The following is a 24,182-nucleotide window of genomic DNA, read 5'->3' as shown; positions in this document are numbered from 1 at the left end:
CAAAGCACTTTTTTCTGTAGTGAAATAAGCTTCGTAAGCGTGTAAAGTACATTCAATTCCGGTAGAGCACACTTTGCAAGCATGTGAAGTATATTATTTTGTAGTAGAATATGCTTTGCAAGTCTGCAATGCATATTTTTTTATAATAAAACATAGTTTGCATATATGAGAAATATATTCTACAGAAATAAAAAATGCTTCGCATGAGTGAGAAGTATATTCTTTTGTGAAAAAATACCCTTTGCAAGCATGCAAAGGGTATTTTTCTATCGTTTTTAATTTATCTCATTAACATTGCCTCAAAAGTATTTACCAACTTCTCGAAATCAGGATAAACCTCTCTCCCATTCTTTATGGTTTGATTTTCCAAAAGTTTTTTCAGCTTGGTTTTTCCTGCTTTATTCAACAAGAATTCAATAAAAGCAGCTCCAACCGGATAACTTAAGTCGCGCTCGTACCTGGTAGGTTGTTCCCACAATTCAAGAAGTGAAAATTTCTCTTTTGGCACTCGTTTTCTTGCAATTGCAAAAAGATTTTTATCCATGGTATCGAAATACACAGCCAAACCTTTATCCAATAACATGCTTTTAGATTTTGGTTTTAATACCATTTTGGTTAGCATATGGCACAATTCGTGATCCTTTTCTTGCTGATCCCAAACATTCACAATACATAGATCTGAATTAGAAAATCCTAAAGGTCGATTAAACTTACGAAAGGCCTCATCCCTATCATGCCAAACAAATACATCTACTTTTTTCGGAGTATCAATTCCATAAAATGATGCCATCCTATTATAATTTACTTTTAGGCGCTCCATATAAGTATCGGCATTTTGTAATTTTTGCCTATCCTGAAAATGAAATCTTATTTTTTCGGATTCCACAACTTCCCAAGTTTGATAATAAACTCCTGTTTGAAACAAATTTAGGTAACGGTATGCATATTTACTTGCCTCCTTGGAAGTTCTGACATTCTGACATTCTTTTAGATAAGTAATCGCTTTTTGTTTATCGCCAGTTACAAAATAGCATTTGGCCAAATAAGCCTTACTAAGAGCCTTAATTTCTTCGCTGGCAGAATCGCTTAACATCGATTTCTCAAGATATGGAATGGCCTTGGTAAACTGCTTTGAATTGGTATAAGCTCTTCCTAAAATCGAGTTTAAATCAGGATCAGAATCATTCTCAATCAATAAGGTTTGAGCTTTCTCTATTAACTGATCGTATTTCCCTTTCGAATACAATTTTTTCAATTCTTTATTCTGACTCATTGAACTAAACTGCATCAGAACTAAAATTAGGGCTAGTAGTATTTTATTCATGGTACTAATGTTTTTAAGGCTTGACAATTTAACGGATTATTTTGATTGATAAAATAGTCATTAATTGTTTTCGCCTTCTTTGATCAATTATCATTCCAAAGGAATCTTCCTGACAATTTATGAATTTGCATAAAAAAAGGTGCTGATTTCTCAGCACCTCATTTTTATAGGAAAAATAGGAAAGGGAGGATAATACCTATGGCCATTAACCACTTCCCTCTTCCTGTAATACCTTTTTTACCCGGGACCATAAACATGCCCGAGAGTGCAAATAAAAGCATGGCAACAGCAAAAATATCAGCCATAAGAGTCCAACCCTTTTTGCTATTGTAATGAAGTTTATTCATAAAATAAACCCACTGCTTTTTCTCATACACCTCAAATTCCAATTCTCCACTCATAGGGTCGTATTTACCTAAACCACCCTTTAAATAAACATCGTAATTTTCGGAATTAGGAATAATTCTATTCAATTGATAATCCACGAAATTATTCCCCCAATAAGTTTTTAGTCGATCCGGACTTAAATTGGCTTCCAGTTTATAATTCTGCTTGATGGTACGGTATGCCGGATCTTCTCCATTTTTTTTATGATTCAAAATGATTCCCGAAACCGCATAAATAATAGTTATCCCTACAAAAAAATAGCCCAAATCACGATGAATCAATCTAAGCCATTTTCTCCAAAATTTCTTACTCCACAATTTCATAAGCTGTTCCGTCTACATAGTAGATTGCATAATAATCTTTGTTATTTTCTTTCATCCAGTCACGCATCTCTTTTATGTTAGCCATTTCAGAGCTGCAGTGTTCTCCTTTTTCCTCATCAACATGTTTTGCTTTCACATCAGCTTCCCATTTGTCGATATAGTCAGTATCCAATCTCTTTTCTCGTAAAGTTCCTGTTACAGTAAGGTCGTTTCCGGCAAGTTCTTTTGTAAACCCTTCCAATTTACCAGTTGCTTCAACTCTAATAGATAACTTGCCATCGGCAGTTTTTAGAATACAACGCTTGCCTGAGTGAGCGCAAACGTGATTTACGGTACCTTGAAAGTAAACTTCCTTGCCAACATTATCGGCAGCAGTTTGCATCACTTGCTCAATTGTTAAAGCAGCTTGTTTGATTTGAGCAACTTCTTTCTTTTCAGTCTTTTCCTTTTGAACTGAATTACATGACAACATCATAAGACATATTGCCAATAAACTTAAGTATTTCATCATTTTTTGGATTAAGGATTAATTTAGTTGTTTGATTTTGTTTGTTTTTAACAAACCTATTGCATATCTATTCATTATCCAAACCTAATAACATTTTATTAACAAAATACTTGTCGGCTTTTGTATAATTTCTATAATTCTAACCAAATGAAAAAGACATTTTTAACCTTGCATTAAAATTTACGGAAAAATATCATTTATTCACACTAAAAAAGTAACCATTCACTAGAAAAATCGTAACATCACCGAGATTAAAAAAATCAAATCTCTTTTTAACACTTAAAACTCAAATACACAAAGATATTATGCATTTTATCATCAGAAAGTTTAGGGATTGGAGTATAAAATCCAAACTTCTACTTTTAACGATTTTAACTTTATTAAGTATTCTGGTACTAAGCTTAACCTCAAACTTTTTCTTTAAAACCAGCAGTACACTGAACATCATAATTAATGGCTTGCGCGAGCATGAAAGTTTATTGCAAAATGGTATTGATAATTTTTACCAATATCAACTTACCAAAGAAACTAAATACAGAGAGCTATCTGCTTTTTATATTGATCGTTCTAACCAACTTGTATCAGACTTTTTAAGATTACAAGATGATTATGCTAGTAAGACCAATGATGAAATTGCAAGCTATTTGTTCCAAAGATTTCCTGAAGTATACAACCATGAATATGAAAATGCAACTCTTTTTGTATCTCGATTTAGATTATTAAACATGCTCAACAACCAAGAGTTGAACAATTCAAGAATTCACTCACTAAAAACTATAGAGCTAACTGAACAAATTAAAAATCAACTCCTAAAAAGTGATAAAAAACTAGATATAACCCGTTTACAATCAAATTTAGAGTTTATTCAAAATCATTATTCCGATATTAGTCTTGAAGTTAATTTCTTATCCCATAAAATAAATTCAGCACTAATTTGGGCAATGCTAATTATCTCTATATCAATAGGTATTTTATTTCTGATCTTATCGCGTTACATTTCCAGATCAATCACAATGCCTGTAAAAGAAATGGTTGATAATTTCCACCAAATAGCAAAAGGAAACTATCGCCAACCGTTAAGTATTGTAACTCAAGATGAAATTGGTGCACTGGCCAAATCTTTTAAAAGTATTCAAACGGATTTTCAAAATGTTGTTGCCCACACTAAAAAAGTAGCGAACGGAGACCTCGGAATCAGCTTAATTCCTAAATCAAATGAGGATGAATTATCGATTTCATTAAACCAGATGGTAAATACTTTAAAACATTCTAAAGCTCAAAATGACGCAGCTTTATGGTTCAGGTCAGGTGTGAACAACTTAAATAAGGAGCTACAAGGCGATCATAATTTAAATGAAGTAGCAGATAAAGCATTACATTATATGACAGATTTCTTAAAGGCTGAATTAGGTGCAATTTATGTGTACTCTGAAGAGCAAGAAGTCTTAAGCCTATCCGCTTCTGTTGGGATTCCTGATAAAAATCAATACAAAAATATTAGGCTTGGACATGGTTTAGTAGGACAAACTGCCAAAACACATAAGTTTGGTCATATAAAAGATGTTCCTGCTGATTATTTTTCAATTTTCTCCGGAACCGGAGAAATGATACCAACCAATATTGTTCTAGTACCTTTAGTCTATAATAATGTGCTTTGGGGAGTTATGGAGCTGGCGGCAAGTAAAACCATTACCAATCCGGAAATTGATTTTATAAAAGCTGTAGCAGATAGTATTACAGTTAAAATCGCTTCTACTCTTGCACGTGTAAAGCTTGAAACATTATTAAAAACAACGCAAGAGCAAGCTAGCGAACTTCAAGTTCAGCAAGAAGAACTTCGTGTTGCAAATGAAGAGCTTGCCGAACAAACAAGTATCTTAACCGAGAACGAAAAGAAACTACAAGTTCAACAAGAAGAATTAAGAGTTGCCAACGAAGAGCTTGAAGAAAGAACCAATCAACTTGAGATTCAAAAAGAAGAAATTGAACAAAAAAATTCAGGGCTTTCCCATGCTCACGAAAAACTGGAAACAAAAGCTCGTGAACTTGAGCAAGCAAGTCAATACAAATCAGATTTTCTGGCCAATATGTCGCATGAATTGCGCACACCGCTTAATAGCTTGCTTATTTTATCGGGAATGTTGGTAAAAAACAAAAATGGAAATCTTACGCCAGAAGATATTGAATCTGCAAAAATTATCAATAAAAGTGGAAAAGACTTGCTTCAATTGATCAATGAAATTCTAGACTTGTCAAAAATCGAAGCTGGAAAAATGACCATTGAAATGGCACAGGTAAGTCCTTTGGATGTAAAGAGTGAAATTTTAATGGATTTTAAACATCAAGCAGAAAAGAAAGGAATCGATTTTCATGTTGATGTTTCTGATGATTTTCCTAATACAATTGAAACCGATCAACTTAGATTGAGTCAAATCATCAAAAACCTGTTATCCAATGCCTTTAAATTCACCTCAAAAGGCTCTATTCGAGTATCAATGCAACGCGTAAATGGTGATTCTAAATTATGGAGAAATGATCTTAAATCGACAGAAGTTTGTTCAATTTGCGTGACAGATACAGGTGTAGGTATTCCTCCAGAGAAAAAAGAAGCAATATTTGAAGCATTTCAACAAGCTGATGGCAGTACTTCCAGAAAATATGGTGGAACAGGATTAGGTCTTTCTATCTCGAAAGAACTGGCAAGAATGCTTGGTGGTGAAATACACTTAGAAAGTGAAGTGAATAAAGGATCAAGCTTTACTCTTTTTGTTCCAGTAAAGCAATCAACTAAAACATCAATCAAGAACAATCCGACTAAAAAGGAAGAAGAAATAAAAATAGATAATGCTAACCAAGCAGTTGTACTTCCTAAGTTTATTGACGATGACAGAGATGTGCCTCAAAATGGTTCAAGTGTTGTACTTATCCATCCAAATAAGGAAGAAGCTACAAATTTATATTATCAAATTCATAACAATAGCTTTCATGCTTTGGTAGCTGCCAATATTCCCGATGCAATACAGCTCATAGAATCACATCAGCCATCGGCAGTTATTGTTGGTTTAGACCTGCTTATGGAAAAAGGAGAAGCTGTGCTCGATCCACTAAGATTGCATGCTTATGCTTCAAAACTTCCAATGCATATTATAAATCCGGTAGAAGGAATTCTTGAAAGAAATATCAATGATTTACCTACTGTTAATGCAACAAATATTACCCAGGCAATCGATAAAATGAAAACTCAACTTTTTACCGAATCGCAAAAAATTTTGGTAATTGAGGACGATGATGTAACCCGACAATTGATTAAGAGCATTCTTACACCAACCAATGTTCAAATTGAAGAAACCAACACAGGAAAAGAAGCTCTGCAATTGATTTCGACTCAAAAGTACGATTGCATTGTATTGGATTTAGGCTTACCAGATATTACCGGAAATGAACTTTTGGCAAAACTTACAGAAAAAAAAGTCAAGATTCCGAATACAATAATTTATACCGGCAAAGAATTAAGTCGTGACGAACACCGTGAATTAAGCAAATACACCAATTCGATAATCTTAAAAGGATTAAAATCGGATGAACGCCTAATGGATGAAGTTAGTTTGTTCTTGCACCAGGTTGCAACAACAGCTCCTGAAAACCCGAAAGTAAAGGTTACCGAAATTGATGATTCCATTTTTAAAGGAAAAAAAGTACTGGTTGTTGATGATGAAATCAGAAATATTTTTGCTTTAGGCAAGATTCTTGAAGAGAAAGAAATGGACGTGCTCGAAGCTGAAAATGGTAAAATTGCCATTGATGTATTGAAAGAAAACAAGAATATAGATTTGGTCTTGATGGATATCATGATGCCAGAAATGGATGGCTATGAAGCTATGAATATTATTAGAAAAACTCCTGGAATTAAAGACGTCCCAATCATCTGCTTAACGGCCAAGGCCATGAAAGATGATTATCAGAAAGCCATTACCTCAGGAGCAAATGACTATTTATCGAAACCTATAGACGAAAACAAATTGTTCTCGATGTTGAAAATTTGGCTTTATAATTAGAAAAGATTTTAGAAACCAATGAAAAAGGACAAAATATTAATCGTAGATGATAAAATTGAAAACCTGGTAAGTTTAGAAAGGGTTTTAAGCGATTTTGACGTTAATTTTGTGAGAGCTGAATCAGGAGAAGATGCCTTAAAACAAACTCTCAAAGAAGAATTCGCAATGGCCATTCTAGATGTTCAAATGCCAGGTATGGATGGGTACGAAACACTTGAATTTATGCGTCAGCGTAAGAAAACGAAATACCTACCTGTTATTTTTGTTTCAGCCATACATCAAAGCGATTTGCACATTATCAAAGGAATTGAAACTGGTGCTGTTGATTTTATTCCAAAGCCTATTATTCCTGAAATACTGCAAGGAAAAGTAAAGGTATTTCTTGATCTGTATAGACAGAGAAAAGAGCTTGATACACTTTTAGAATACCTGGAAAGAAAAAATGAAGAATTAATTATTGAAAAACAAAAAGCCGAGGAGGCAACAAGTGCTAAATCGATGTTTTTAGCCAATATGTCTCACGAAATTCGCTCACCAATGAATGGTATGCTGGGTTTATCGAGACTCCTATTGGATTCTGAGTTGAACGACGAACAAAAAGACATGTTGAAGGTAATGACTACATCGGGCGAAAACCTATTGCAGATCATTAATGACATTCTGGATTATTCGAAAATTGAAGCCGGACAAATCGAAATTGAGAATATTGTATTCGATATAAATCAACTAACGGACACAATCTACCACTTACTTAATTTTAAGGCAATTGAAAAAGGAATAGTATTTAACATTGAAGTCGACAAGGACATACCCAAGAATTTATTAGGAGATTCATTTAGACTCAATCAAATATTAATGAACCTCGCAAATAATGCGATTAAATTTACACATAAAGGCTCAGTATTAATATCAGTAAAATGTCTCGAAAAAAACAATCAATATGTATCTTTGTTTTTTACTATAAAAGATACCGGAATAGGCATTTCGAAAGACGCACAGAAAAAACTATTTAACGAATTTACTCAATCAGATAGTTCAACAACCCGACAATATGGAGGCACTGGTCTTGGCTTAGCTATTTCAAAGAATTTAACCAACCTAATGGGAGGTAAAATCAATTTGGAAAGCGAACCAGGTGTTGGATCGGAGTTTATGTTTGAACTAAAATTTGGATACAAAGACAAGGAGGCAGATATGTTTATTAATGAAAACGTGGATATTCCAAGACAATTATCAATTCTTGTAGCAGAAGACAACCCTATTAACCAGAAAGTAGCAGTTCTTACTTTGCGCCATATGGGCCTACAGTGCGATGTAGCAAAAAATGGCCTGGAAGCATTCGAGATGCAAAAAGAAAATAACTATCAGGTAATTCTAATGGACATGCAAATGCCTGTTTTAGACGGCCTAAATGCTACGCAAAAAATAAGAAGCTATGAAGCTGATCATCCTGAAATAGACAAGGCTTTTATTATTGCATTAACGGCAAATGCTTTTGTGGAAGACAAACAAACTTGTTTGGATGCTGGAATGAATGATTTTATTAGTAAACCATTCAAAGAGGAAGCATTAAGAAAAATTCTAAGCCAAATTACCAAAAGCATAGCCTAAAGAATGGAGCAGAACAAGTCTTTGGTAATTGATAATATCGATATAGAAATTCCCCTGTTTCTAGAAGCTGTGTTTCAAAAATACAGCTACGACTTTAGGGATTATTCTAAAGCGCATGTAAAGCGCCGATTATTGCACAGAATGTCTGTTGGTCACTTTACATCCATTTCACAAATGCAAGAAAAAGTGCTTCGTGATAAAGCTTTTTTTATCGATTTATTGGAAGACTTGTCGATTAATGTAACTGAAATGTTTCGCGATCCGGATTTTTACAAGTCCTTTCGAGAAAATGTAGTACCAACTCTTAAAACCTATCCTTTTATTAAAATATGGCATGCTGGTTGCTCAACAGGCGAAGAGGTATACTCGCTTGCCATTCTGTTAAAAGAAGAGGGTTTATTGGACAGATGTCAGGTTTATGCTACTGACTTCAATCGTAAAGTGCTTGAAATTGCCAAGCATGGAATTTATAAAACCCAGGAATTGGATAAATTTCAGCGCAACTATATTAAATCTGGTGGCAAAGAAAAACTATCCGATTACTACACCTTAAAATATGGTTCTATAAAGTTTGACCAGGCACTTTCAAAGCAAGTGGTTTTTGCCGACCATAATTTGGTTACCGATCATGTATTTGCCGAGGTAAATTTGATTTTATGTCGTAATGTACTGATTTACTTTAACCGGGAGCTACAGAATAAAGTAATAAACCTATTTCATGAAAGTTTGGTTCATAGTGGTCACCTTTGTTTGGGATCGAAAGAATCGCTTCGATTTACACAACACGAGCACAGCTTTGTAGATATTGATTCCAAGCAAAAAATCTTTAAAAAGAAAATTGGTTGATGAATAAAGCATTGGTCATTGGAACATCATTTGGAGGCTTGGAAGCTTTGAAAACAATTATTCCTGCATTGCCTGCCGATTTTAAACTCCCAATTCTTGTAGTACTGCATATTGGCGACAATAATAATGATTCGTTTGTTCAATATTTAAACAGCACAAGCCAACTCTGTATTAAAGAAGCCGAGGAAAAAGATGAAATCAAGAAAGGCTATGTATATTTTGCCCCTCCCAATTACCACATGATGGTTGAGAATGATGAAACGATATCATTTTCGGCCGATCCAAAAGTACATCACTCTCGCCCTTCAATCGACGTGCTTTTTGAATCAGCAGCCTGGACTTATAAAAATAGATTGGTTGGTGTAATATTAACTGGTCTTAATCAAGATGGTGCCTATGGCCTTAAAGCCATTAAAGATTACGGAGGAACTACCCTTGTTGAAAATCCTGAAAATGCGGTTGCTTCAATCATGCCCAAAGCCGCTTTAACAAAATGTGATGTTGATTTTGTGCTTGAGCTTAATGAAATTAGTAACAAGCTTATTGAGTTATCGGCACAAGACTAATAAGCTGAAAACTCATACTTCTTTCCACCAGAGTAAATCAATACAAAAACTTTTTGAAAGGCAATTCTGTTAAGAAAAATTGCCCAAGCTAAAACATTCTGCACCTTTCCACTGAAGTAGAACGATATAGAATCATCATAAAAGCTGTTTCGCATAAAAACAATCGCATTACCGATTTCTTTTCATTCTCTTTTACCAAGCTAAATTCTTCAATTAAGATCATTTTTTACGATATTTCGGACATATTAAAAGCAAAATACGAAAAGATGCCAGTAACTGTAGAAATTAAAGCCCACTGTAAAAACCAAGATAGAGTTCGTGAAATTTTAAAATCGAATAACGCCGATTTTAAAGGAGTTGATCATCAAATTGACACCTATTTTCATGCCAAATCGGGACGTTTAAAATTGCGTGAAGGAAAAATTGAAAACAACCTGATTCACTATTTTCGTGAAGACACAAAGGGTTCAAGAGAAAGTAGGGTGAACTTGTACCAAACCAAAACTGATTCTACTTTAAAAGAGATACTTGAAAAAGCGATGGGAAGTAGGTGCGTAGTAGATAAAAAAAGAGAAATCTATTTTATCGAGAATGTAAAATTTCATATTGATGATGTAAAAGGACTTGGTAAATTTGTAGAAATTGAAGCCATTGATATGAATGGAAATATCCCGAAGGCAAAGCTACAGGAACAATGCAATTTCTATATCAAATTACTGGAAATAAATGCCAAGGATTTGATTTCTCAATCGTATAGCGATTTATTGGAACAAAACAGTTTATTCAACCAGATTTTAATTGAGGAATGAAATTTTTTATTTATTAAAACTTGGTTATTTAGTAACTTTAGGGGAAGACTCTTAAGAAACTAAAAATGCTCCAATTCGAATTCGACATCAGAGACCACAAAATCAATAACAATGAAGCCAGAGGAAAACAGTTGGCTTTAGCGATTGCTTTTATGGTTTCGGCAATATTGCTGTATGTTTTTAACAGGTATTTTAATTTTCTACCACATGGCAACTATCTAACCTTTGCTCTTGGTACTGTGGCTGTTTATTTTGTTGGTTTGCTTTGGGGATGTAAGTTTTTGTACCCTAAAGAATACCTTACCATCAATTCTAGAAAACTAAAGTACAAAACAGGATGGCACTCGAAAGAAATAAAGGTATACCTGAAAGATATCAATGATATTAAAATAGAAAATCACAAAATGAAACTAAAGCTCAAAAACAAGGAGGTATTAATTCTTGATTTAGTCCACTTTAATGATCATTCTATATCAGTTCTGAAAAACTATTTAAACATTACCGAATAAAAAACGGAAGCTAAAAAGCTTCCGTTTTATATTATGTCAAATGATCTGTATGATTATTTAATTGTCATTCTGGCAAATGGAGCCGTTTCCTGCCCCACAAACTCTTTCTTTAAATATTTAAAGTAACCTGTTATAGCAATCATGGCCGCATTATCCAAAGAGTAACCCAACTGAGGAACATAAACCTTCCAGTTAAATTTTTCAGCAGCTTCGTGTAGTGCATTTTGTAACCCTGAGTTCGCCGAAACTCCACCAGCAATGGCAACCTGCTTAATTCCCGTTTCGCGAGCTGCTCTTTTAACCTTGTTCATTAAAATATCTACAATCGTATACTGCAAAGATGCACACAAATCATTCATATTTTCCTGAACAAAGTTTGGATTTTCTTTCACTTTATCTCGAATGAAGTATAGAAAAGAAGTTTTCAAACCACTAAAACTGTAATCCAATCCTTGAATTTTTGGTCTGCTAAATTCAAATGCATGTGGATTTCCCTGTTTCGCATTTCTATCAATAATCGGACCTCCAGGATAAGGCAATCCCATAACCTTTGCACACTTATCAAAAGCCTCTCCTGCTGCATCATCAATGGTTTCACCAATTACTTCCATTTCCAAATGATCCTTTACAACAATGATTTGCGAATTACCACCAGAAACTAGCAAAGCCAAAAATGGAAATTCTGGATGATCGTAAGTATTTTTTAAATCATCTATAAAATGAGCCAAAATATGAGCTTGCAAGTGATTCACCTCAATCAAAGGAATATTTTTTGCCATTGCAAATCCTTTTGCAAATGATGTACCCACCATTAACGAGCCTAACAAACCTGGTCCTCTTGTAAAAGCCACTGCATCAATTTCATCGGCAGTAACCCCTGCTTTCTCCATAGCTTGATGCACAACAGGTATAATGTTTTGCTGATGAGCACGCGAAGCCAATTCTGGCACTACCCCACCATAATCCATATGTACCGTTTGGTTGGCTATAATGTTGGAATAAATAATTCCATCCTTTAATATCGATGCGGAAGTATCATCGCATGATGATTCAATTCCAAGAATAGTTATACTCATCTTTTTATTTATTATGTCGGGCAATTAAATTGATTTATCCTACCAATAGTTAAAAAAATCAAAAAAGCTCCCAATCACCCTTTAATGTTGTTACTTTTTTCTTCTTTTTACCTAATTTTGTGCAACTCACAAAACGGCAAAATTATTAAAAAATTTTTCAAAATATCAATTTGGACTGTAGCAGTTATCATTATGATTCCCTGCATCATGTATTTGCTTTTCCTAAGCAGTACAGTTCAAACTCATGTAAGCAGGAAAATTGCAAATTATTTGTCGGAACAAACTCGCACGCCAATTAGCATTAAAGGAGTAAACATCTCTCCCTTTAAAAGTATTGTTTTAAAAGGATTGTATATTGAGGATTACAGACAGGATACCTTAATTTACATTGACAACTTAAAAGCCAAGATTGATTCGTTTAGTTTTGGCAAAAAAGAGATTTACATTAATAAACTTACCCTTTCTAAAACCTTCTTCAACCTTTACGAAGATGAAGAACGGAACTTAAATATCGAAGTATTTATAGATTCCTTATCAAGTGGCAATTCTTCCAAGCTTGAGGGGACAGATCAAAAATCATGGGAAATATCAGTGGCAAATGTTGATATGGAAAACTCGAGTTTTGGGTATAAAACCATTGATTACGTGCCGCAAGACTTTGGAATGAACTATGATGACATTTTTGTTACTGACCTAAACATTCAGGCCAGAAACATAAAAGTAGTAGGCGATTCCGTTGGGTTTTTTCTACAACATCTTAGCTGTAAAGAAAAATCAGGGTTTGTATTAAAAGATTTTAAAGCCAACAATTGGTTTACCAGCCATCAATGGGGATTGTCTGATGTGAACATTATTTCAGAACATAGTAAATTAGTAGCAGAACATCTTTATTTCAATTATGAACCACACAAAAAATATTGGGCTAAGTTCACAAAAAAAATGCAACTCGATTTCCTGCTTAAATCTTCAAGAATAAGCTTTTTAGATCTGGCTTATTTCAATGAAAAACTGTTGGGTTTTAGAGAAACAGGTTATTTATCAGGGAAACTGTATGGTACTATTTTTGACCTAAGAGGACGAGATATTGATATTGCATATGGCAACAACACTGCTTTGAAGGGAAGGTTTTATATGAATGGATTGCCATACCTGAGTGACACCTACCTTGAAGCCGATTTTAAAGAGTTAACCACTAGTATCTCAGATATTGAAAAGGTTTATATTCCTGGCTATTCAAAAGAACATTTTAAATTGCCAGATTATTTTAACAATCTTGGATTGATACAATACAAAGGAAAATTTAATGGTTTCATCAATGATTTTGTGTTCTATGGAAATTTCAATACCGAATTGGGAGATTTGAAAACCGACATTCTGTTTAAACCAAATCAAGGAAATAACAAGCTGGATTTTAATGGTGATTTAAGAACAGAAAATTTTAACCTGGGCGGATTAATCGGGCAGGAAAAAGTGGGTAAAATCTCACTAAATGTTTCAATTAGTGGCTTCACTTCACCTGAAACCACCCAAGGAATCATGAAAGGAAACATTAGTGAAGTTGACTTTTACGATTACGAATACAAAAACTTAACACTGAACGGTTTCTTCTCGGAATCACAATTTGATGGTAAAGTTTCGATTGAAGACCCTAACATAGGTTTTGATTTTGCTGGTAAGGTGGATTTCTCTCAAGAGATTCCAACAATGAACTTTAGTTCTCACCTAACTCATGCAAAACTATTTCCATTACATTTAAACACAAGCGATCAGAAAGCGGAACTTAGCTTGTCTGTTAATGCAAACTTTACTGGTAGTAGTTTTGATAATGCCAATGGTATTATTGAAATTAACAACACCAGTTATAAGAATAGCTTAGGCGAATTCCTTTTGAATAAATTTACCATTAACTCTTTTACGTCTCCGGAATTCAAAAGAATGATCTTAAATTCGGATGTTTCGGATGCTAAAGTTGAAGGAAATTATGAAGTTGGTAAATTAATATCCTCCATTGCCAACCTTGCCTATTACTATTTGCCTGCCTATGCTCCTGATAAAGAATACGAAAAAATAGATAGCACCAATAATTTTAAGTTTCAATTAAAACTTAAGGATACAGAACCAATTACTTCGGTGTTGTTCCCTAATTTTAGCATTGCACCAGAAACCAATTTGGAAGGTGAAATAATTGCTGTGGATCGTAAATTGAACCTTCATTTTGAAACTCCAAAACTAGTAGTAGAAGGAAAATCTTTTGATGAATTAAAAGTTGACTTAAGTACCAATAGTGATAAACTTACCTTAAAAGGAAGAACCAATAAGCTTAAATTCTCTGATAGTTTTGGGTTGTACAACCTGTCTCAAAAATTAATTGCTGAAAAAAATAAAATCAAACTCGATGTACTTTGGAACAATTGGGATAAAGTTACATATAGTGGATTTTTATCAGCAGAAGGCGAAGTTGAGAAGTCAAAAAAATCAGAAAATGTAAAATGGGATATTAGCTTGCTGCCAAGCACAATTATTATGGCTGATAGCATATGGTCTATTCCCGAATCTCGAATTGTTATCGATAGTACCAGTTATGAAATTGATAATTTTAAAATTTCTCGCGAGAATCAATTCTTTGGTTTAGATGGCAAAATCTCAAACAATCCCAATGACAGTATAAACTTCAGAATTCAAAACATTAGTCTGAAGAATTTAAATGACTTAACGCGAAAACAAAATATTGGAATCAATGGTACTGTTAAAGGATATATTCAGGTTTCGGACTTCTATGGTGACAGGCTATCCAATTCAAACGTAATGATTGAGGATTTAATCCTTAATCAGGATACTCTAGGCAATTTATTCCTTATTAGTGATTGGGATAAATATCAAAAGAAGTTAAGTTTTTCATCATTTACAGATTTCTCATCGCGTAAAGAGTTAGAGATAACTGGAGGATATTTCCCAGATTCTGATTCTTTAAATATGGATATCAATATCGATAAAATGAGAATGGAACTGTTAAATCCTTATCTTCAGGAAAACATCTCTAATATCAAAGGTAACACATCAGGGAATGTACATATCGAAGGTCGTACTGATGATTTAAAGCCAGTTGGGAAATTGAAATTTGATGAAGCCGAATTTACTGTAAATGCACTAAAAACTACATATCACTGTAATGATAGCATTAGCATAATGCCTGGCGAACTCCGATTCGATAATTTCACAATTAACGATCAAAATGATCAATCTGCTTTACTATTTGGAGCAATTACACATGAGCAATTCAATAATTTTCAACTAGATCTTTCAGTAAATACTGTAAACTTTAATGTTCTGGACACAAAAGAATCCGATAATGAATTGTTTTATGGCGAAGCATATGTAACAGGTATCACACACCTATTTGGGCCAATTGATGATCTGGAAATAGAAATTAGAGCAAAAACGGATAAAAACACAAGGGTTTATGTTCCCATAAACAATAATGGCGACATTCAGGAAAGTAATTTTATCACTTTTATAAATACCAACAGAACAGATCCAAATACTGAAGAAGAGGAATACAAAATTGATTTATCCGGAATTCGTATGAATTGCGACCTTGAAATTACTCCTGAAACTGACATTCAAATTATTTTTGATTCACAGATTGGTGATGTTCTTAAAGCCAAAGGAAATGGAAATCTAAAACTAGAAATCGATACCAAAGGGGAATTTAAGATCTTTGGTGACTACACCATTCAAAAAGGTAGTTACCTTTTCACCTTGCAGAATGTAATTAACAAAAAGTTCGACCTTTCAAATGGTGGAAATATAAAATGGGCGGGCGATCCTTACAACGCTACTGTTAATATCGATGCAGTTTACAACGTTAAAACAACCTTGTACGACCTGCTGTTGAATACGCCTTACATAGACATCAACAGAAAGATTCCAGTTCAATGTAACATGAACCTTAGCCAAAACCTTGAAAATCCAATCATCAAATTTAACATTGCATTTCCTACTTTAGATCAGCAAACACAGAGTATTCTTGAAGGCTTGTTTTCTACAGAAGATGAGACTAATAAACAAATTCTATCTCTTTTGGTTTTAAATAGATTTTACACACCTGAATATCTTCGATCAACTGATCCCGATTTCGAAAACAAAAACTCGAGTTATGCCGTTGGTGTTACTACCAGTGAGTTACTATCCAACCAACTATCCAATTGGCTAAGCCAAATTAGCAACGATTTTGATATTGGTGTAAGTTATCGTCCAGGCGATAATCTTACCAGCGATGAAATTCAAGTCGCTCTATCAACCCAGGTTTTCGACGATAAGGTAACCATCAACGGTAATGTTGGTACTAGTAACAGCCAAGAAAGAGCCAATGATATTGTTGGTGATGTGGATGTGAATATTAAACTGGATAAAAAAGGAAAATTACAGTTAAAAGCATTCACGCGATCAAATGAATATTTGGTCTACGAGGAGTCTAGAAATACACAAGGAATAGGTATTTTTTACAAAGAGGATTTTAATACATTCTCTGGGCTATTCAAAAAATACATGAGCTTTTTAAGAGGCAATAAAAACAAGGACAATAAAAAGGATAAAGCAGAATAGAACTGCTTTAAATTCACTCCCTCAATGTTCTGCAGCATTAATAATTCTCGATTTTTTTCTTTAATTGCTAACTGATTTTGGAAAACAAATATTAGTATATTAGCAGTTTAAGTATCTAAAAAATTTAAATCACCTAAAATAATCAATTATTATGTTTGTATTAATGGTTGTGGTATTTGTTCTGGGTTATACAGCAATTGCCCTTGAACATCCACTAAAAATTGACAAAGCAGCATCCGCACTTTTAATCGGGGTGTTAACTTGGACTATTTACGTATTTGGCGGAGTTGATATCCTTTCATCGGGAGTAAGTAGAGCTTGGAATGAATACGTAGCGCATAATCCAGGAATGGATAATGCACATGGAATGCTAGACTTCATAACTCATCATGAAGTTCTTCACCATCTGTCTGAAATTTCCACAATTCTCTTCTTCCTTTTGGGAGCCATGACAATTGTCGAAATCGTAGACCAACACCAAGGCTTTAAAATCATTACCGACAAGATTAAAACTACCAACAAAGTAAAATTGCTTTGGGTATTAAGTGTTTTAACTTTCTTCATGTCTGCTGCTCTTGATAACTTAACTACTACAATTGTTATTGTAGCATTAATCCGTAAATTAATTGACGACCAAAAAGATCGTTGGTTCTTTGCTTCAATGGTTGTATTGGCTGCAAATGCCGGTGGTGCATGGTCTCCAATTGGTGACGTAACTACCATTATGCTTTGGATTGGTGGTCAGGTTACAACAATCAATATCATTACTCGTGTAATTGTTCCTAGTTTATTTACAATGCTTGTTCCATTGATTATTGTAAGTACATACCTGAAAGGAAATGTTACTCGTCCTGCACTTTCTGAAGGTGAGGAGCAAGAGTATACAAGCCATAAGGAAAGAGTATCCATTCTTTGTTTAGGTGTTGCATCGTTACTTTTTGTTCCTGTATTTAAAACAGTTACTCATTTGCCTCCATACTTGGGAATGTTATTCGGTTTAGGTTTAATGTGGGTTGTTACTGAAATTATGCACCGTAACAAAGAACATGAATTCAAAAGCCGTTTAAATGTTACCGGAATTTTGAAAAAAGTTGACGTTCCTACTGTATTGTTCTTTCTAGGTATACTTACTGCCGTATCAAGTCTACAATCTGCAGGTCACCTCGATATTTTAGCATCATGGCTGGATAAGAATGTTCACGATATCTATATCATCAACCTTATTATTGGTGTTCTTTCATCAATTGTGGATAACGTACCATTGGTTGCTGCTGCAATGGGAATGTATCCTATCGAAGGCGCAGAAGCTGTTGGTTATGCTGCAAACTTCGTTCAAGATGGTTTATTCTGGGAATTCCTTGCATATTGTGCTGGTACAGGTGGATCTATGTTGATCATTGGATCTGCTGCTGGTGTTGCTGCAATGGGTATGGAAAAAATCGATTTTATCTGGTACTTAAAGAAGATTACACTTCTTGCATTCATCGGCTATTTAGCTGGTGCTGGAGTGTACTATTTACAAGCAATTCTATTGCATTAGAATAAAGATTCAATTTCCCTCAATTTCTATAGGGGAATAAAATCAATAATATTAATTTAGCGAGATATAATATTCCGTATTATATCTCGTTTTTTTATGTATCAGATTAAACTAGAAAACATAGCATATGAATTATCTATCACTTATTGCAGGTGTACAAGAAATGGCTCAAAATGAACTACCAATTGAAGAACAAGGAGCCGAAGCAACAGAAATAACTCTGAATTTTGTTGATTTGGCCTTTAAAGGTGGCTGGATCATGATTCCAATTTTTGCCCTATCGGTAATTGCAATGTACATTTTCTTAGAACGATATTTTGCGATCCGAAAAGCAACAAAAGAAGATTCAAACTTTATGAATCGAATCCGCGATTACATTCATGAAGGGAAAATCGATTCAGCTTTATCCTTATGTCAAAGCAAAGATACTCCTGTATCTAGAATGATTTCGAAAGGAATTAAACGTATTGGTCGTCCATTAAACGATGTAAACGCAGCAATCGAAAATATTGGTAATCTTGAAGTATCAAAACTAGAGAAAAACCTACCTACTTTGGCAACAGTTGCCGGTGCTGCACCTATGATTGGATTCCTTGGAACCGTAATGGGTATGATTCAGGCATTTTACGACATGTCGAATGCAGGGAACAATATTGATGTTGGTTTGCTATCGAGCGGTATTTACCAAGCTATGGTAACTACTGTTGCAGGTCTTACAGTTGGTATTATTGCCTACTTTGCCTACAATATTTTGGTGGCCAAGGTTGAAAAGGTGGTTTTCAACATGGAAGCTACAACTACAGAATTCATGGATTTACTGAATGAACCAATCAAGTAAAAAGTATGGCTCTAAAAACAAGAAATAAAGTAAGTGCAGCTTTCAGCATGTCTTCCATGACTGATATTGTGTTTTTGTTACTAATTTTCTTCATGGTAACATCAACATTAATTAGTCCGAATGCATTAAAATTGCTGTTACCTAAAAGCAGTAACCAAACTGCTGCTAAGCCAATAACTACAGTTTCGATTGATAAAAATTTCAACTTTTATCTTGAAACAACTCCTGTACCTTTTTCACAATTGGAATACAAATTGCAAAGAAAACTGGCGAGAGAGGAAGATCCAACTATATCACTTCACGTAGATAAATCGGTTCCAATGGAACAGGTGGTAAAAGTGATGAATATTGCGAAGGACAATAAGTACAAATTGATATTGGCAACACGAGCGAAATAGATATGGAAGAATCCAAAAACAAGAGAATAGGATTTGCTGGCACACTGTTTTTCCACATTGGATTAATCGTGTTATTGTATTTTCTGGGGTTTCGAACTCCCCTCCCACTTCCTGAAGAAGAAGGGATTCTCGTGAATTTTGGAAACTCGAACCAAGGTGTAGGAAGTAGAGCTCTTGCACCTTCTAAAGCTCAGAAAAAAGTTGCTGCTGCCAATCCTGTCACAGTACCTAAATCAGCATCTGCAAAAACAGAACCAGAGCCTAGCTCCGCTCAAGAAAAAGTATTGACTCAGGATACTGAGGATGCTCCTGAGTTGCCATCAGCTGAAGAAATTGCAAAGAAAAAAGCAGCTGACGAAAAAGCAAGAAAGGCAAAAGCTGAAAGAGATAGATTAGCTAAAATAGAAGCCGAGAAAAAAAGACAGGAAGAAATCCGTAAACAACAAGAAGCTGAAGCGGAAAGAAAACGCCAGGAAGAAATTGAAAGAAAAAAACGTGAAGCTGCCGAACGTCAGGCAAAAATTGATGCCATTAACAATCGAGCTAAAAATGTTTTTGGTCAGGGAACTTCTTCCAATTCATCTCAAGGTGTAACATCTGGAAGTGGGAATCAGGGGAAACCTACAGGATCGCCCGATTCTGACAATTACAGTGGAACAGGCCTGGGAAGCAAAGGCGTTTCATACGATTTGCAAGGACGTAATTCATTATCAATACCAAAACCTCAAACCAACCTGCAAGAGGGTGGAAAAGTTGTTGTAGAGATTACTGTAGACAAGAACGGAAAAGTTGTTAGTGCACTTCCAGGAAGGCCTGGTTCAACCACTAGTAACGCTACCCTATTCGAAGCTGCGAAAAAAGCTGCTCTAAAGGCCAAATTCAATTCTGATAACAGTGCTCCTGCATACCAGAAGGGAACCATAACTTATCATTTCCAATTGAATTAAGTGTGCGCTTTATTACTTTGCACAACTGATAGCTGATAGCTGTTAAATCAATCCAATCATCTCGTACACACCCAAAAACTTAAGGGAAGCGAAGATAATAACACCTAATAAAATATATCGAACAAATTTGGCTCCCCAACTTACTGCAAAATTAGCCGCTATATATGCACCAATCATATTACCTGCAGCTAAGATAAAGCCAATCTTATAATCGATTTGTCCATTCATAACAAACACACCTATGGCAAAAGGAGTATAAAGAAGAACAATAAATACTTTAATGGCATTTGCTTTTACCAGATCGAATCCTGCTCCCAATACCAAGCCTGCCAATAGGAAAAAACCTACTCCTGCTTGAATAAACCCTCCATATAATCCAATAAAAAAGAAGATTATAATTTGCCAGACACTTGGCTTAGAACGAACCAATCCTGCCTGACCTTTAACCCAAGCATCAGGTTTATAAAGGACAATAAAAAAGAGAAATACCAATAAACCACCAATGGTTTTCTCCATCATTTCTTCATTGATTTCAACTGCTAAACTGGCTCCTATTACTGAACCTATAATTGCTGGCATAGCCAACCATATTCCTTCCTTAAAAGTAAATACCTTCTGCTTCTTGAAACTACTTACGCCAACAATATTCTGCATCAGAATGGCAATTCTATTGGTTCCATTGGCAACATTAGCCGGTAATCCCATAAACATCAACATAGCCAAACTTATAATCGATCCGCTACCTGCCAAAGTATTTAAAAATCCTGCAAAAACTCCTACAAGAACAACCAATAAATAATAATACCATTCCATAATAAATAATTTTGCACTAAACTACAGTTAATTATCGAGATAGGATATGCTCTAAAACAAAATGAAACAAATAGTAGGTGAATGAGTTAGGATTTCTTTTTACAGAGTATGCCACAATTGATATAATTCTACAGCAGTTTAGAATACAAAAAAAAGGGAAGAACCTTAGTCCTTCCCTCCATATATTTTTGGTATAATCTTACTACCAAGCAAACATTGGACGCTCACACATCATTTCGTTTACGCGAGTACGCACTGAAGCAATTACTTCTTCATTATCAATGTTAGAGATCACCTCATCAATCATTTGAACGATTACTGGCATGTGCTCCTCTTTTAAACCACGAGTTGTAATTGCTGGAGTACCAACACGTAAACCTGAAGTTGAGAAAGGAGAACGTGAATCGAATGGAACCATGTTCTTGTTGATTGTGATATCAGCTTGTACCAATACATTTTCAACTTTCTTACCTGTAATTTCAGGGAACTTCGAACGAAGGTCGATCAACATAGAGTGGTTATCAGTACCACCAGAGATTACCTTGTATCCTAATTTTACAAATTCTTCTGCCATTACTTTAGCATTCTTTTGCATTTGGATAGCATACTCCTTGTAAGAATCAGTTAAAGCTTCACCGAAAGCTACAGCTTTAGCAGCGATTACGTGCTCCAATGGACCACCTTGCTGTCCTGGGAATACTGCGAAATCCAATACTGCAGACATCATCTTGGTCTCTCCTTTTGGAGTTTTAGCTCCAAATGGATTTGGGAAATCTTTTCCTACGATAATCAAACCACCACGAGGTCCACGAAGTGTTTTGTGAGTAGTAGTTGTACAAACGTGACAGTGAGGAACAGGGTTGCTCAACAATCCTTTAGCAATTAAACCTGCAGGGTGAGCGATATCAGCCATCAAAATTGCACCAACTTTATCTGCAATCTCTCTCAAACGTGGGAAGTCCCAGTCACGAGAATAAGCAGACGCACCAGCAACAATCATCTTAGGATTGTGCTCTAAAGCCAATTTTTCTACCTCGTCGTAATCAACCATTCCGGTATCTTCTTTTACGTGGTAAGCTATTGGATTGTATAGGTTACCTGATAAGTTTACAGGAGAACCGTGAGATAAGTGACCACCATGAGCCAAATCTAAACCTAGAAATGTATCACCTGGTTTCATACATGCATAAAATACAGCAGCATTAGCTTGAGCACCTGAGTGAGGCTGAACGTTAGCATACTCAGCACCGAAAAGTTCACATGCTCTGTCAATTGCCAATTGTTCAGTTTGATCTACAATCTGACAACCACCGTAGTAACGCTTTCCTGGATAACCTTCAGCGTATTTGTTAGTAAGGCACGATCCCATTGCGTCCATTACTTGCTGGCTCACAAAGTTTTCAGAAGCAATCAACTCAATACCATTTTTCTGACGTAGGTATTCTTGATCAATTAGGTCGAAAATTTGTCTATCTCTTTCCATTGTTGTTTGTCTTTTCCCCGATTTTAATCGGATTAATTTAATGTTTTGTTAGTGTTTTAAAGGGTCGAAAATCCCATGTTTACCGAATTTTGTTCCCCCTTGAAAAGATGATGCACCGCAAGATTCATATCATTTATCCTCTCCTTAAAGTGCAGGTTCAAAATTAGACAAATCGGGATATTAAAAAAATTATTTTGTGCTTATTTAAATTGTAAATGAACATTTCTAGAACATACAGCGAAAACAATGATAAATTTGTATCAATCACAGCATTGTTCTCAGATATCATGTAAAAGCATATACTCAACGGGGAAGAAACCTACAAAATCTAATAACAGAATAATATTTTTTGTACTTATCAGCTTTATTGGTAGTGGTGGTTTGGGCCTTATCAATTCTCTTTATACTTATTTTACTTTCGAGAGTACTTATCCTCAAAAAGTAGAACAAGCTACTAAAGGTCTTGAACAACTTGAAGAAGCTGGAGTAGAATCAGGTTTCTTTTACAGCATGACTGAAAACAGCCTGATTCAATTAGAAGCTCTTTCGAAAAACCTGGAAATGATTACAGGTGCTAATTGCTTGTTTGCCATTCTTAGTTTACTAGGTGTATTCATGATGTTCAAGCTAAAAAAGAATGGATTTTACCTTTATACTTTTGCAAATGTATTTTGGTTGTTAGTTCCTCTTGCATTAATCGATTTTAATGCCATGATGGGAATGACAATGATAGGCGCTATTATAACAGCCCTGTTTGTTATCATGTATGCAGTCAATTTAAAACACATGAAATAGTTCTTTTAAATTCTAATAATCTTTAGAAGCTGTCTCATTTGAGGCAGCTTTTTTAATACTTTTTAAAATATTTTAACTCGCAGCAAATACAGATGTTTTGTAATTTTATTGGGCAAAACCATTAGTCCTTTTAATTATGAAGAGCATAAACAAAATTTTATTTTCAATTGGTATTTTGCTACTTACTTTTACGGCCTTTGGACAAAATACTGAAAACAAAAACCTACCTAAAAAAGACATTAAAGTAAACAAAGAATACGACGAAGATGGAAACCTTATTCGTTATGATTCAACCTATGTTAATACTTGGTCTTCAGATAGTACGCACCATTTCTTTAATGACTCTGCATTTTTTAACAAAATGGATATGAGTAGAATGCAAAAAAGAATGCAAGAACAACTGAGTCGTTTCTTTGGTCCGGATAGCTTGAGACAAAAAAATAACAAACATCCATTCTTTTCTGACGATTTTTTTAACGATGATTTCTTCGATTCAAAGATGTTTCGCAGAAACTTTCATCAAGCTGATTCGAGTCGAAATGACTTTTTTAAAGAACTGGAAGAGATGATGAAAAACAGAAGACAATTCAGACAAGAATACAATAGTAAAATGCAAAGAGAACTGGATTCGTTAAGAAATGATTTTCTGGAACAAAGAAGAGAATACTATCAGAAAAGAGATTCAATTTATCGCAAACACAATGGAATGCATAACAAGGCAATAGATTTGTAATGCTATCCATATTTAT

General features: G+C 34.7%; 20 protein-coding genes. 13 read left to right on the top strand and 7 right to left on the bottom strand.

The genetic code is table 11. From position 1 onward, the window contains the following. Positions 1 to 280: 280 nt before the first annotated feature. The 3 genes from M0051_RS03290 to M0051_RS03280 all read right to left on the bottom strand — a co-directional run bounded on the left by M0051_RS03290 (position 281) and on the right by M0051_RS03280 (position 2,545). Positions 281 to 1,324 (bottom strand): hypothetical protein, encoded by a 1,044-nt coding sequence (locus tag M0051_RS03290; protein ID WP_306740112.1) that lies wholly within the window; start codon positions 1,322 to 1,324, stop codon positions 281 to 283. A gap of 164 nt (positions 1,325 to 1,488) precedes the next feature. Next, positions 1,489 to 2,034: a PepSY-associated TM helix domain-containing protein gene (locus M0051_RS03285; protein WP_306740111.1), complete on the bottom strand. Its 546-nt coding sequence runs from the start codon at positions 2,032 to 2,034 to the stop codon at positions 1,489 to 1,491. Further along, positions 2,018 to 2,545 (bottom strand): hypothetical protein, encoded by a 528-nt coding sequence (locus M0051_RS03280; protein ID WP_306740110.1) that lies wholly within the window; start codon positions 2,543 to 2,545, stop codon positions 2,018 to 2,020. The genes M0051_RS03285 and M0051_RS03280 overlap by 17 nt, the downstream gene beginning before the upstream one ends. A 302-nt stretch (positions 2,546 to 2,847) precedes the next feature. Between M0051_RS03280 and M0051_RS03275 the strand changes: the two genes are divergently transcribed. Genes M0051_RS03275 through M0051_RS03260 form a run of 4 tightly spaced genes read left to right on the top strand, consistent with a single transcriptional unit; the run spans position 2,848 to position 9,620 of the window. After that, positions 2,848 to 6,597: a response regulator gene (locus tag M0051_RS03275; RefSeq protein ID WP_306740109.1), complete on the top strand. Its 3,750-nt coding sequence runs from the start codon at positions 2,848 to 2,850 to the stop codon at positions 6,595 to 6,597. 18 nt (positions 6,598 to 6,615) lie between these two features. Further along, the gene (locus M0051_RS03270) at positions 6,616 to 8,208 is read left to right on the top strand and encodes a response regulator (protein ID WP_306740108.1); all 1,593 of its coding nucleotides are present in this window, start codon (positions 6,616 to 6,618) and stop codon (positions 8,206 to 8,208) included. Positions 8,209 to 8,211: 3 nt separating this feature from the next. Further along, the gene (locus tag M0051_RS03265) at positions 8,212 to 9,054 is read left to right on the top strand and encodes a protein-glutamate O-methyltransferase CheR (protein WP_306740107.1); all 843 of its coding nucleotides are present in this window, start codon (positions 8,212 to 8,214) and stop codon (positions 9,052 to 9,054) included. After that, on the top strand, positions 9,054 to 9,620 hold the full coding sequence (locus tag M0051_RS03260) for a chemotaxis protein CheB (protein WP_306740106.1): 567 nt from the start codon (positions 9,054 to 9,056) through the stop codon (positions 9,618 to 9,620). The genes M0051_RS03265 and M0051_RS03260 overlap by 1 nt, the downstream gene beginning before the upstream one ends. 88 nt (positions 9,621 to 9,708) lie before the next feature. On the opposite strand, the gene M0051_RS03255 is transcribed toward M0051_RS03260, so the two are convergent. Continuing rightward, positions 9,709 to 9,843, bottom strand: a complete 135-nt coding sequence (locus tag M0051_RS03255; protein WP_306740105.1) for a hypothetical protein — start codon at positions 9,841 to 9,843, stop codon at positions 9,709 to 9,711. Positions 9,844 to 9,886: 43 nt separating this feature from the next. Between M0051_RS03255 and M0051_RS03250 the strand changes: the two genes are divergently transcribed. Next, entirely contained in the window at positions 9,887 to 10,429 is a 543-nt protein-coding gene (locus M0051_RS03250) for a class IV adenylate cyclase (RefSeq protein WP_306740104.1), read from the top strand. A gap of 65 nt (positions 10,430 to 10,494) precedes the next feature. After that, complete coding sequence (locus M0051_RS03245) at positions 10,495 to 10,938, top strand: hypothetical protein (protein WP_306740103.1); 444 nt, start codon at positions 10,495 to 10,497, stop codon at positions 10,936 to 10,938. A gap of 53 nt (positions 10,939 to 10,991) precedes the next feature. Here M0051_RS03245 and tsaD read toward each other — a convergent pair whose 3' ends face one another. After that, positions 10,992 to 12,014 (bottom strand): tRNA (adenosine(37)-N6)-threonylcarbamoyltransferase complex transferase subunit TsaD, encoded by a 1,023-nt coding sequence (gene tsaD, locus M0051_RS03240; protein WP_306740102.1) that lies wholly within the window; start codon positions 12,012 to 12,014, stop codon positions 10,992 to 10,994. A 192-nt stretch (positions 12,015 to 12,206) separates the two neighbouring features. Between tsaD and M0051_RS03235 the strand changes: the two genes are divergently transcribed. The 5 genes from M0051_RS03235 (at position 12,207) to M0051_RS03215 (ending at position 20,342) form a co-directional block, all read left to right on the top strand. After that, positions 12,207 to 16,619 (top strand): translocation/assembly module TamB domain-containing protein, encoded by a 4,413-nt coding sequence (locus tag M0051_RS03235; protein ID WP_306740101.1) that lies wholly within the window; start codon positions 12,207 to 12,209, stop codon positions 16,617 to 16,619. 151 nt (positions 16,620 to 16,770) lie between these two features. Further along, positions 16,771 to 18,159, top strand: a complete 1,389-nt coding sequence (gene nhaD / locus M0051_RS03230) for a sodium:proton antiporter NhaD (RefSeq protein ID WP_306740100.1) — start codon at positions 16,771 to 16,773, stop codon at positions 18,157 to 18,159. A gap of 127 nt (positions 18,160 to 18,286) precedes the next feature. After that, positions 18,287 to 18,997, top strand: a complete 711-nt coding sequence (locus M0051_RS03225; protein ID WP_306740099.1) for a MotA/TolQ/ExbB proton channel family protein — start codon at positions 18,287 to 18,289, stop codon at positions 18,995 to 18,997. Positions 18,998 to 19,002: 5 nt separating this feature from the next. Continuing rightward, on the top strand, positions 19,003 to 19,395 hold the full coding sequence (locus M0051_RS03220) for a biopolymer transporter ExbD (RefSeq protein ID WP_268189746.1): 393 nt from the start codon (positions 19,003 to 19,005) through the stop codon (positions 19,393 to 19,395). 2 nt (positions 19,396 to 19,397) lie between these two features. After that, positions 19,398 to 20,342 carry a cell envelope integrity protein TolA gene (locus tag M0051_RS03215; RefSeq protein WP_306740098.1) on the top strand — a complete coding sequence of 315 codons (945 nt, stop codon included), beginning with the start codon at positions 19,398 to 19,400 and terminating at the stop codon, positions 20,340 to 20,342. 42 nt (positions 20,343 to 20,384) lie between these two features. Here M0051_RS03215 and M0051_RS03210 read toward each other — a convergent pair whose 3' ends face one another. After that, complete coding sequence (locus tag M0051_RS03210) at positions 20,385 to 21,155, bottom strand: sulfite exporter TauE/SafE family protein (protein WP_306740097.1); 771 nt, start codon at positions 21,153 to 21,155, stop codon at positions 20,385 to 20,387. A 202-nt stretch (positions 21,156 to 21,357) separates the two neighbouring features. Then, positions 21,358 to 22,638 carry a serine hydroxymethyltransferase gene (gene glyA / locus M0051_RS03205; RefSeq protein ID WP_306740096.1) on the bottom strand — a complete coding sequence of 427 codons (1,281 nt, stop codon included), beginning with the start codon at positions 22,636 to 22,638 and terminating at the stop codon, positions 21,358 to 21,360. A gap of 246 nt (positions 22,639 to 22,884) precedes the next feature. Here glyA and M0051_RS03200 point away from each other — a divergent pair, with 246 nt between their 5' ends. Then, positions 22,885 to 23,433, top strand: coding sequence for a hypothetical protein (locus M0051_RS03200; RefSeq protein WP_306740095.1), 549 nt, complete (start codon positions 22,885 to 22,887; stop codon positions 23,431 to 23,433). Between the two features lie 136 nt (positions 23,434 to 23,569). Beyond that, positions 23,570 to 24,166, top strand: coding sequence for a hypothetical protein (locus M0051_RS03195; RefSeq protein WP_306740094.1), 597 nt, complete (start codon positions 23,570 to 23,572; stop codon positions 24,164 to 24,166). Positions 24,167 to 24,182 lie beyond the last annotated feature (16 nt).

The sequence above is a fragment of the Marinifilum sp. D714 genome, from assembly GCF_030851345.1.
Taxonomy (GTDB): Bacteria; Bacteroidota; Bacteroidia; order Bacteroidales; family Marinifilaceae; genus Marinifilum.
Note: the sequence above shows the minus strand (reverse complement) of the source record. Positions and strands in the feature narration are given on the sequence as shown.

Bases quoted from the DNA above. Each gene is read 5' to 3' on its own strand.
- M0051_RS03250 (WP_306740104.1), top strand. From the start codon at position 9,887: ATGCCAGTAACTGTAGAAATTAAAGCCCACTGTAAAAACCAAGATAGA.
- M0051_RS03285 (WP_306740111.1), bottom strand. From the start codon at position 2,034: ATGAAATTGTGGAGTAAGAAATTTTGGAGAAAATGGCTTAGATTGATT.
- tsaD (WP_306740102.1), bottom strand. From the start codon at position 12,014: ATGAGTATAACTATTCTTGGAATTGAATCATCATGCGATGATACTTCC.
- M0051_RS03220 (WP_268189746.1), top strand. From the start codon at position 19,003: ATGGCTCTAAAAACAAGAAATAAAGTAAGTGCAGCTTTCAGCATGTCT.
- M0051_RS03215 (WP_306740098.1), top strand. From the start codon at position 19,398: ATGGAAGAATCCAAAAACAAGAGAATAGGATTTGCTGGCACACTGTTT.
- M0051_RS03290 (WP_306740112.1), bottom strand. From the start codon at position 1,324: ATGAATAAAATACTACTAGCCCTAATTTTAGTTCTGATGCAGTTTAGT.
- M0051_RS03260 (WP_306740106.1), top strand. From the start codon at position 9,054: ATGAATAAAGCATTGGTCATTGGAACATCATTTGGAGGCTTGGAAGCT.
- glyA (WP_306740096.1), bottom strand. From the start codon at position 22,638: ATGGAAAGAGATAGACAAATTTTCGACCTAATTGATCAAGAATACCTA.
- M0051_RS03200 (WP_306740095.1), top strand. From the start codon at position 22,885: ATGATAAATTTGTATCAATCACAGCATTGTTCTCAGATATCATGTAAA.
- nhaD (WP_306740100.1), top strand. From the start codon at position 16,771: ATGTTTGTATTAATGGTTGTGGTATTTGTTCTGGGTTATACAGCAATT.
- M0051_RS03195 (WP_306740094.1), top strand. From the start codon at position 23,570: ATGAAGAGCATAAACAAAATTTTATTTTCAATTGGTATTTTGCTACTT.
- M0051_RS03210 (WP_306740097.1), bottom strand. From the start codon at position 21,155: ATGGAATGGTATTATTATTTATTGGTTGTTCTTGTAGGAGTTTTTGCA.
- M0051_RS03265 (WP_306740107.1), top strand. From the start codon at position 8,212: ATGGAGCAGAACAAGTCTTTGGTAATTGATAATATCGATATAGAAATT.
- M0051_RS03280 (WP_306740110.1), bottom strand. From the start codon at position 2,545: ATGATGAAATACTTAAGTTTATTGGCAATATGTCTTATGATGTTGTCA.
- M0051_RS03235 (WP_306740101.1), top strand. From the start codon at position 12,207: ATGATTCCCTGCATCATGTATTTGCTTTTCCTAAGCAGTACAGTTCAA.
- M0051_RS03255 (WP_306740105.1), bottom strand. From the start codon at position 9,843: ATGATCTTAATTGAAGAATTTAGCTTGGTAAAAGAGAATGAAAAGAAA.
- M0051_RS03225 (WP_306740099.1), top strand. From the start codon at position 18,287: ATGAATTATCTATCACTTATTGCAGGTGTACAAGAAATGGCTCAAAAT.
- M0051_RS03275 (WP_306740109.1), top strand. From the start codon at position 2,848: ATGCATTTTATCATCAGAAAGTTTAGGGATTGGAGTATAAAATCCAAA.
- M0051_RS03245 (WP_306740103.1), top strand. From the start codon at position 10,495: ATGCTCCAATTCGAATTCGACATCAGAGACCACAAAATCAATAACAAT.
- M0051_RS03270 (WP_306740108.1), top strand. From the start codon at position 6,616: ATGAAAAAGGACAAAATATTAATCGTAGATGATAAAATTGAAAACCTG.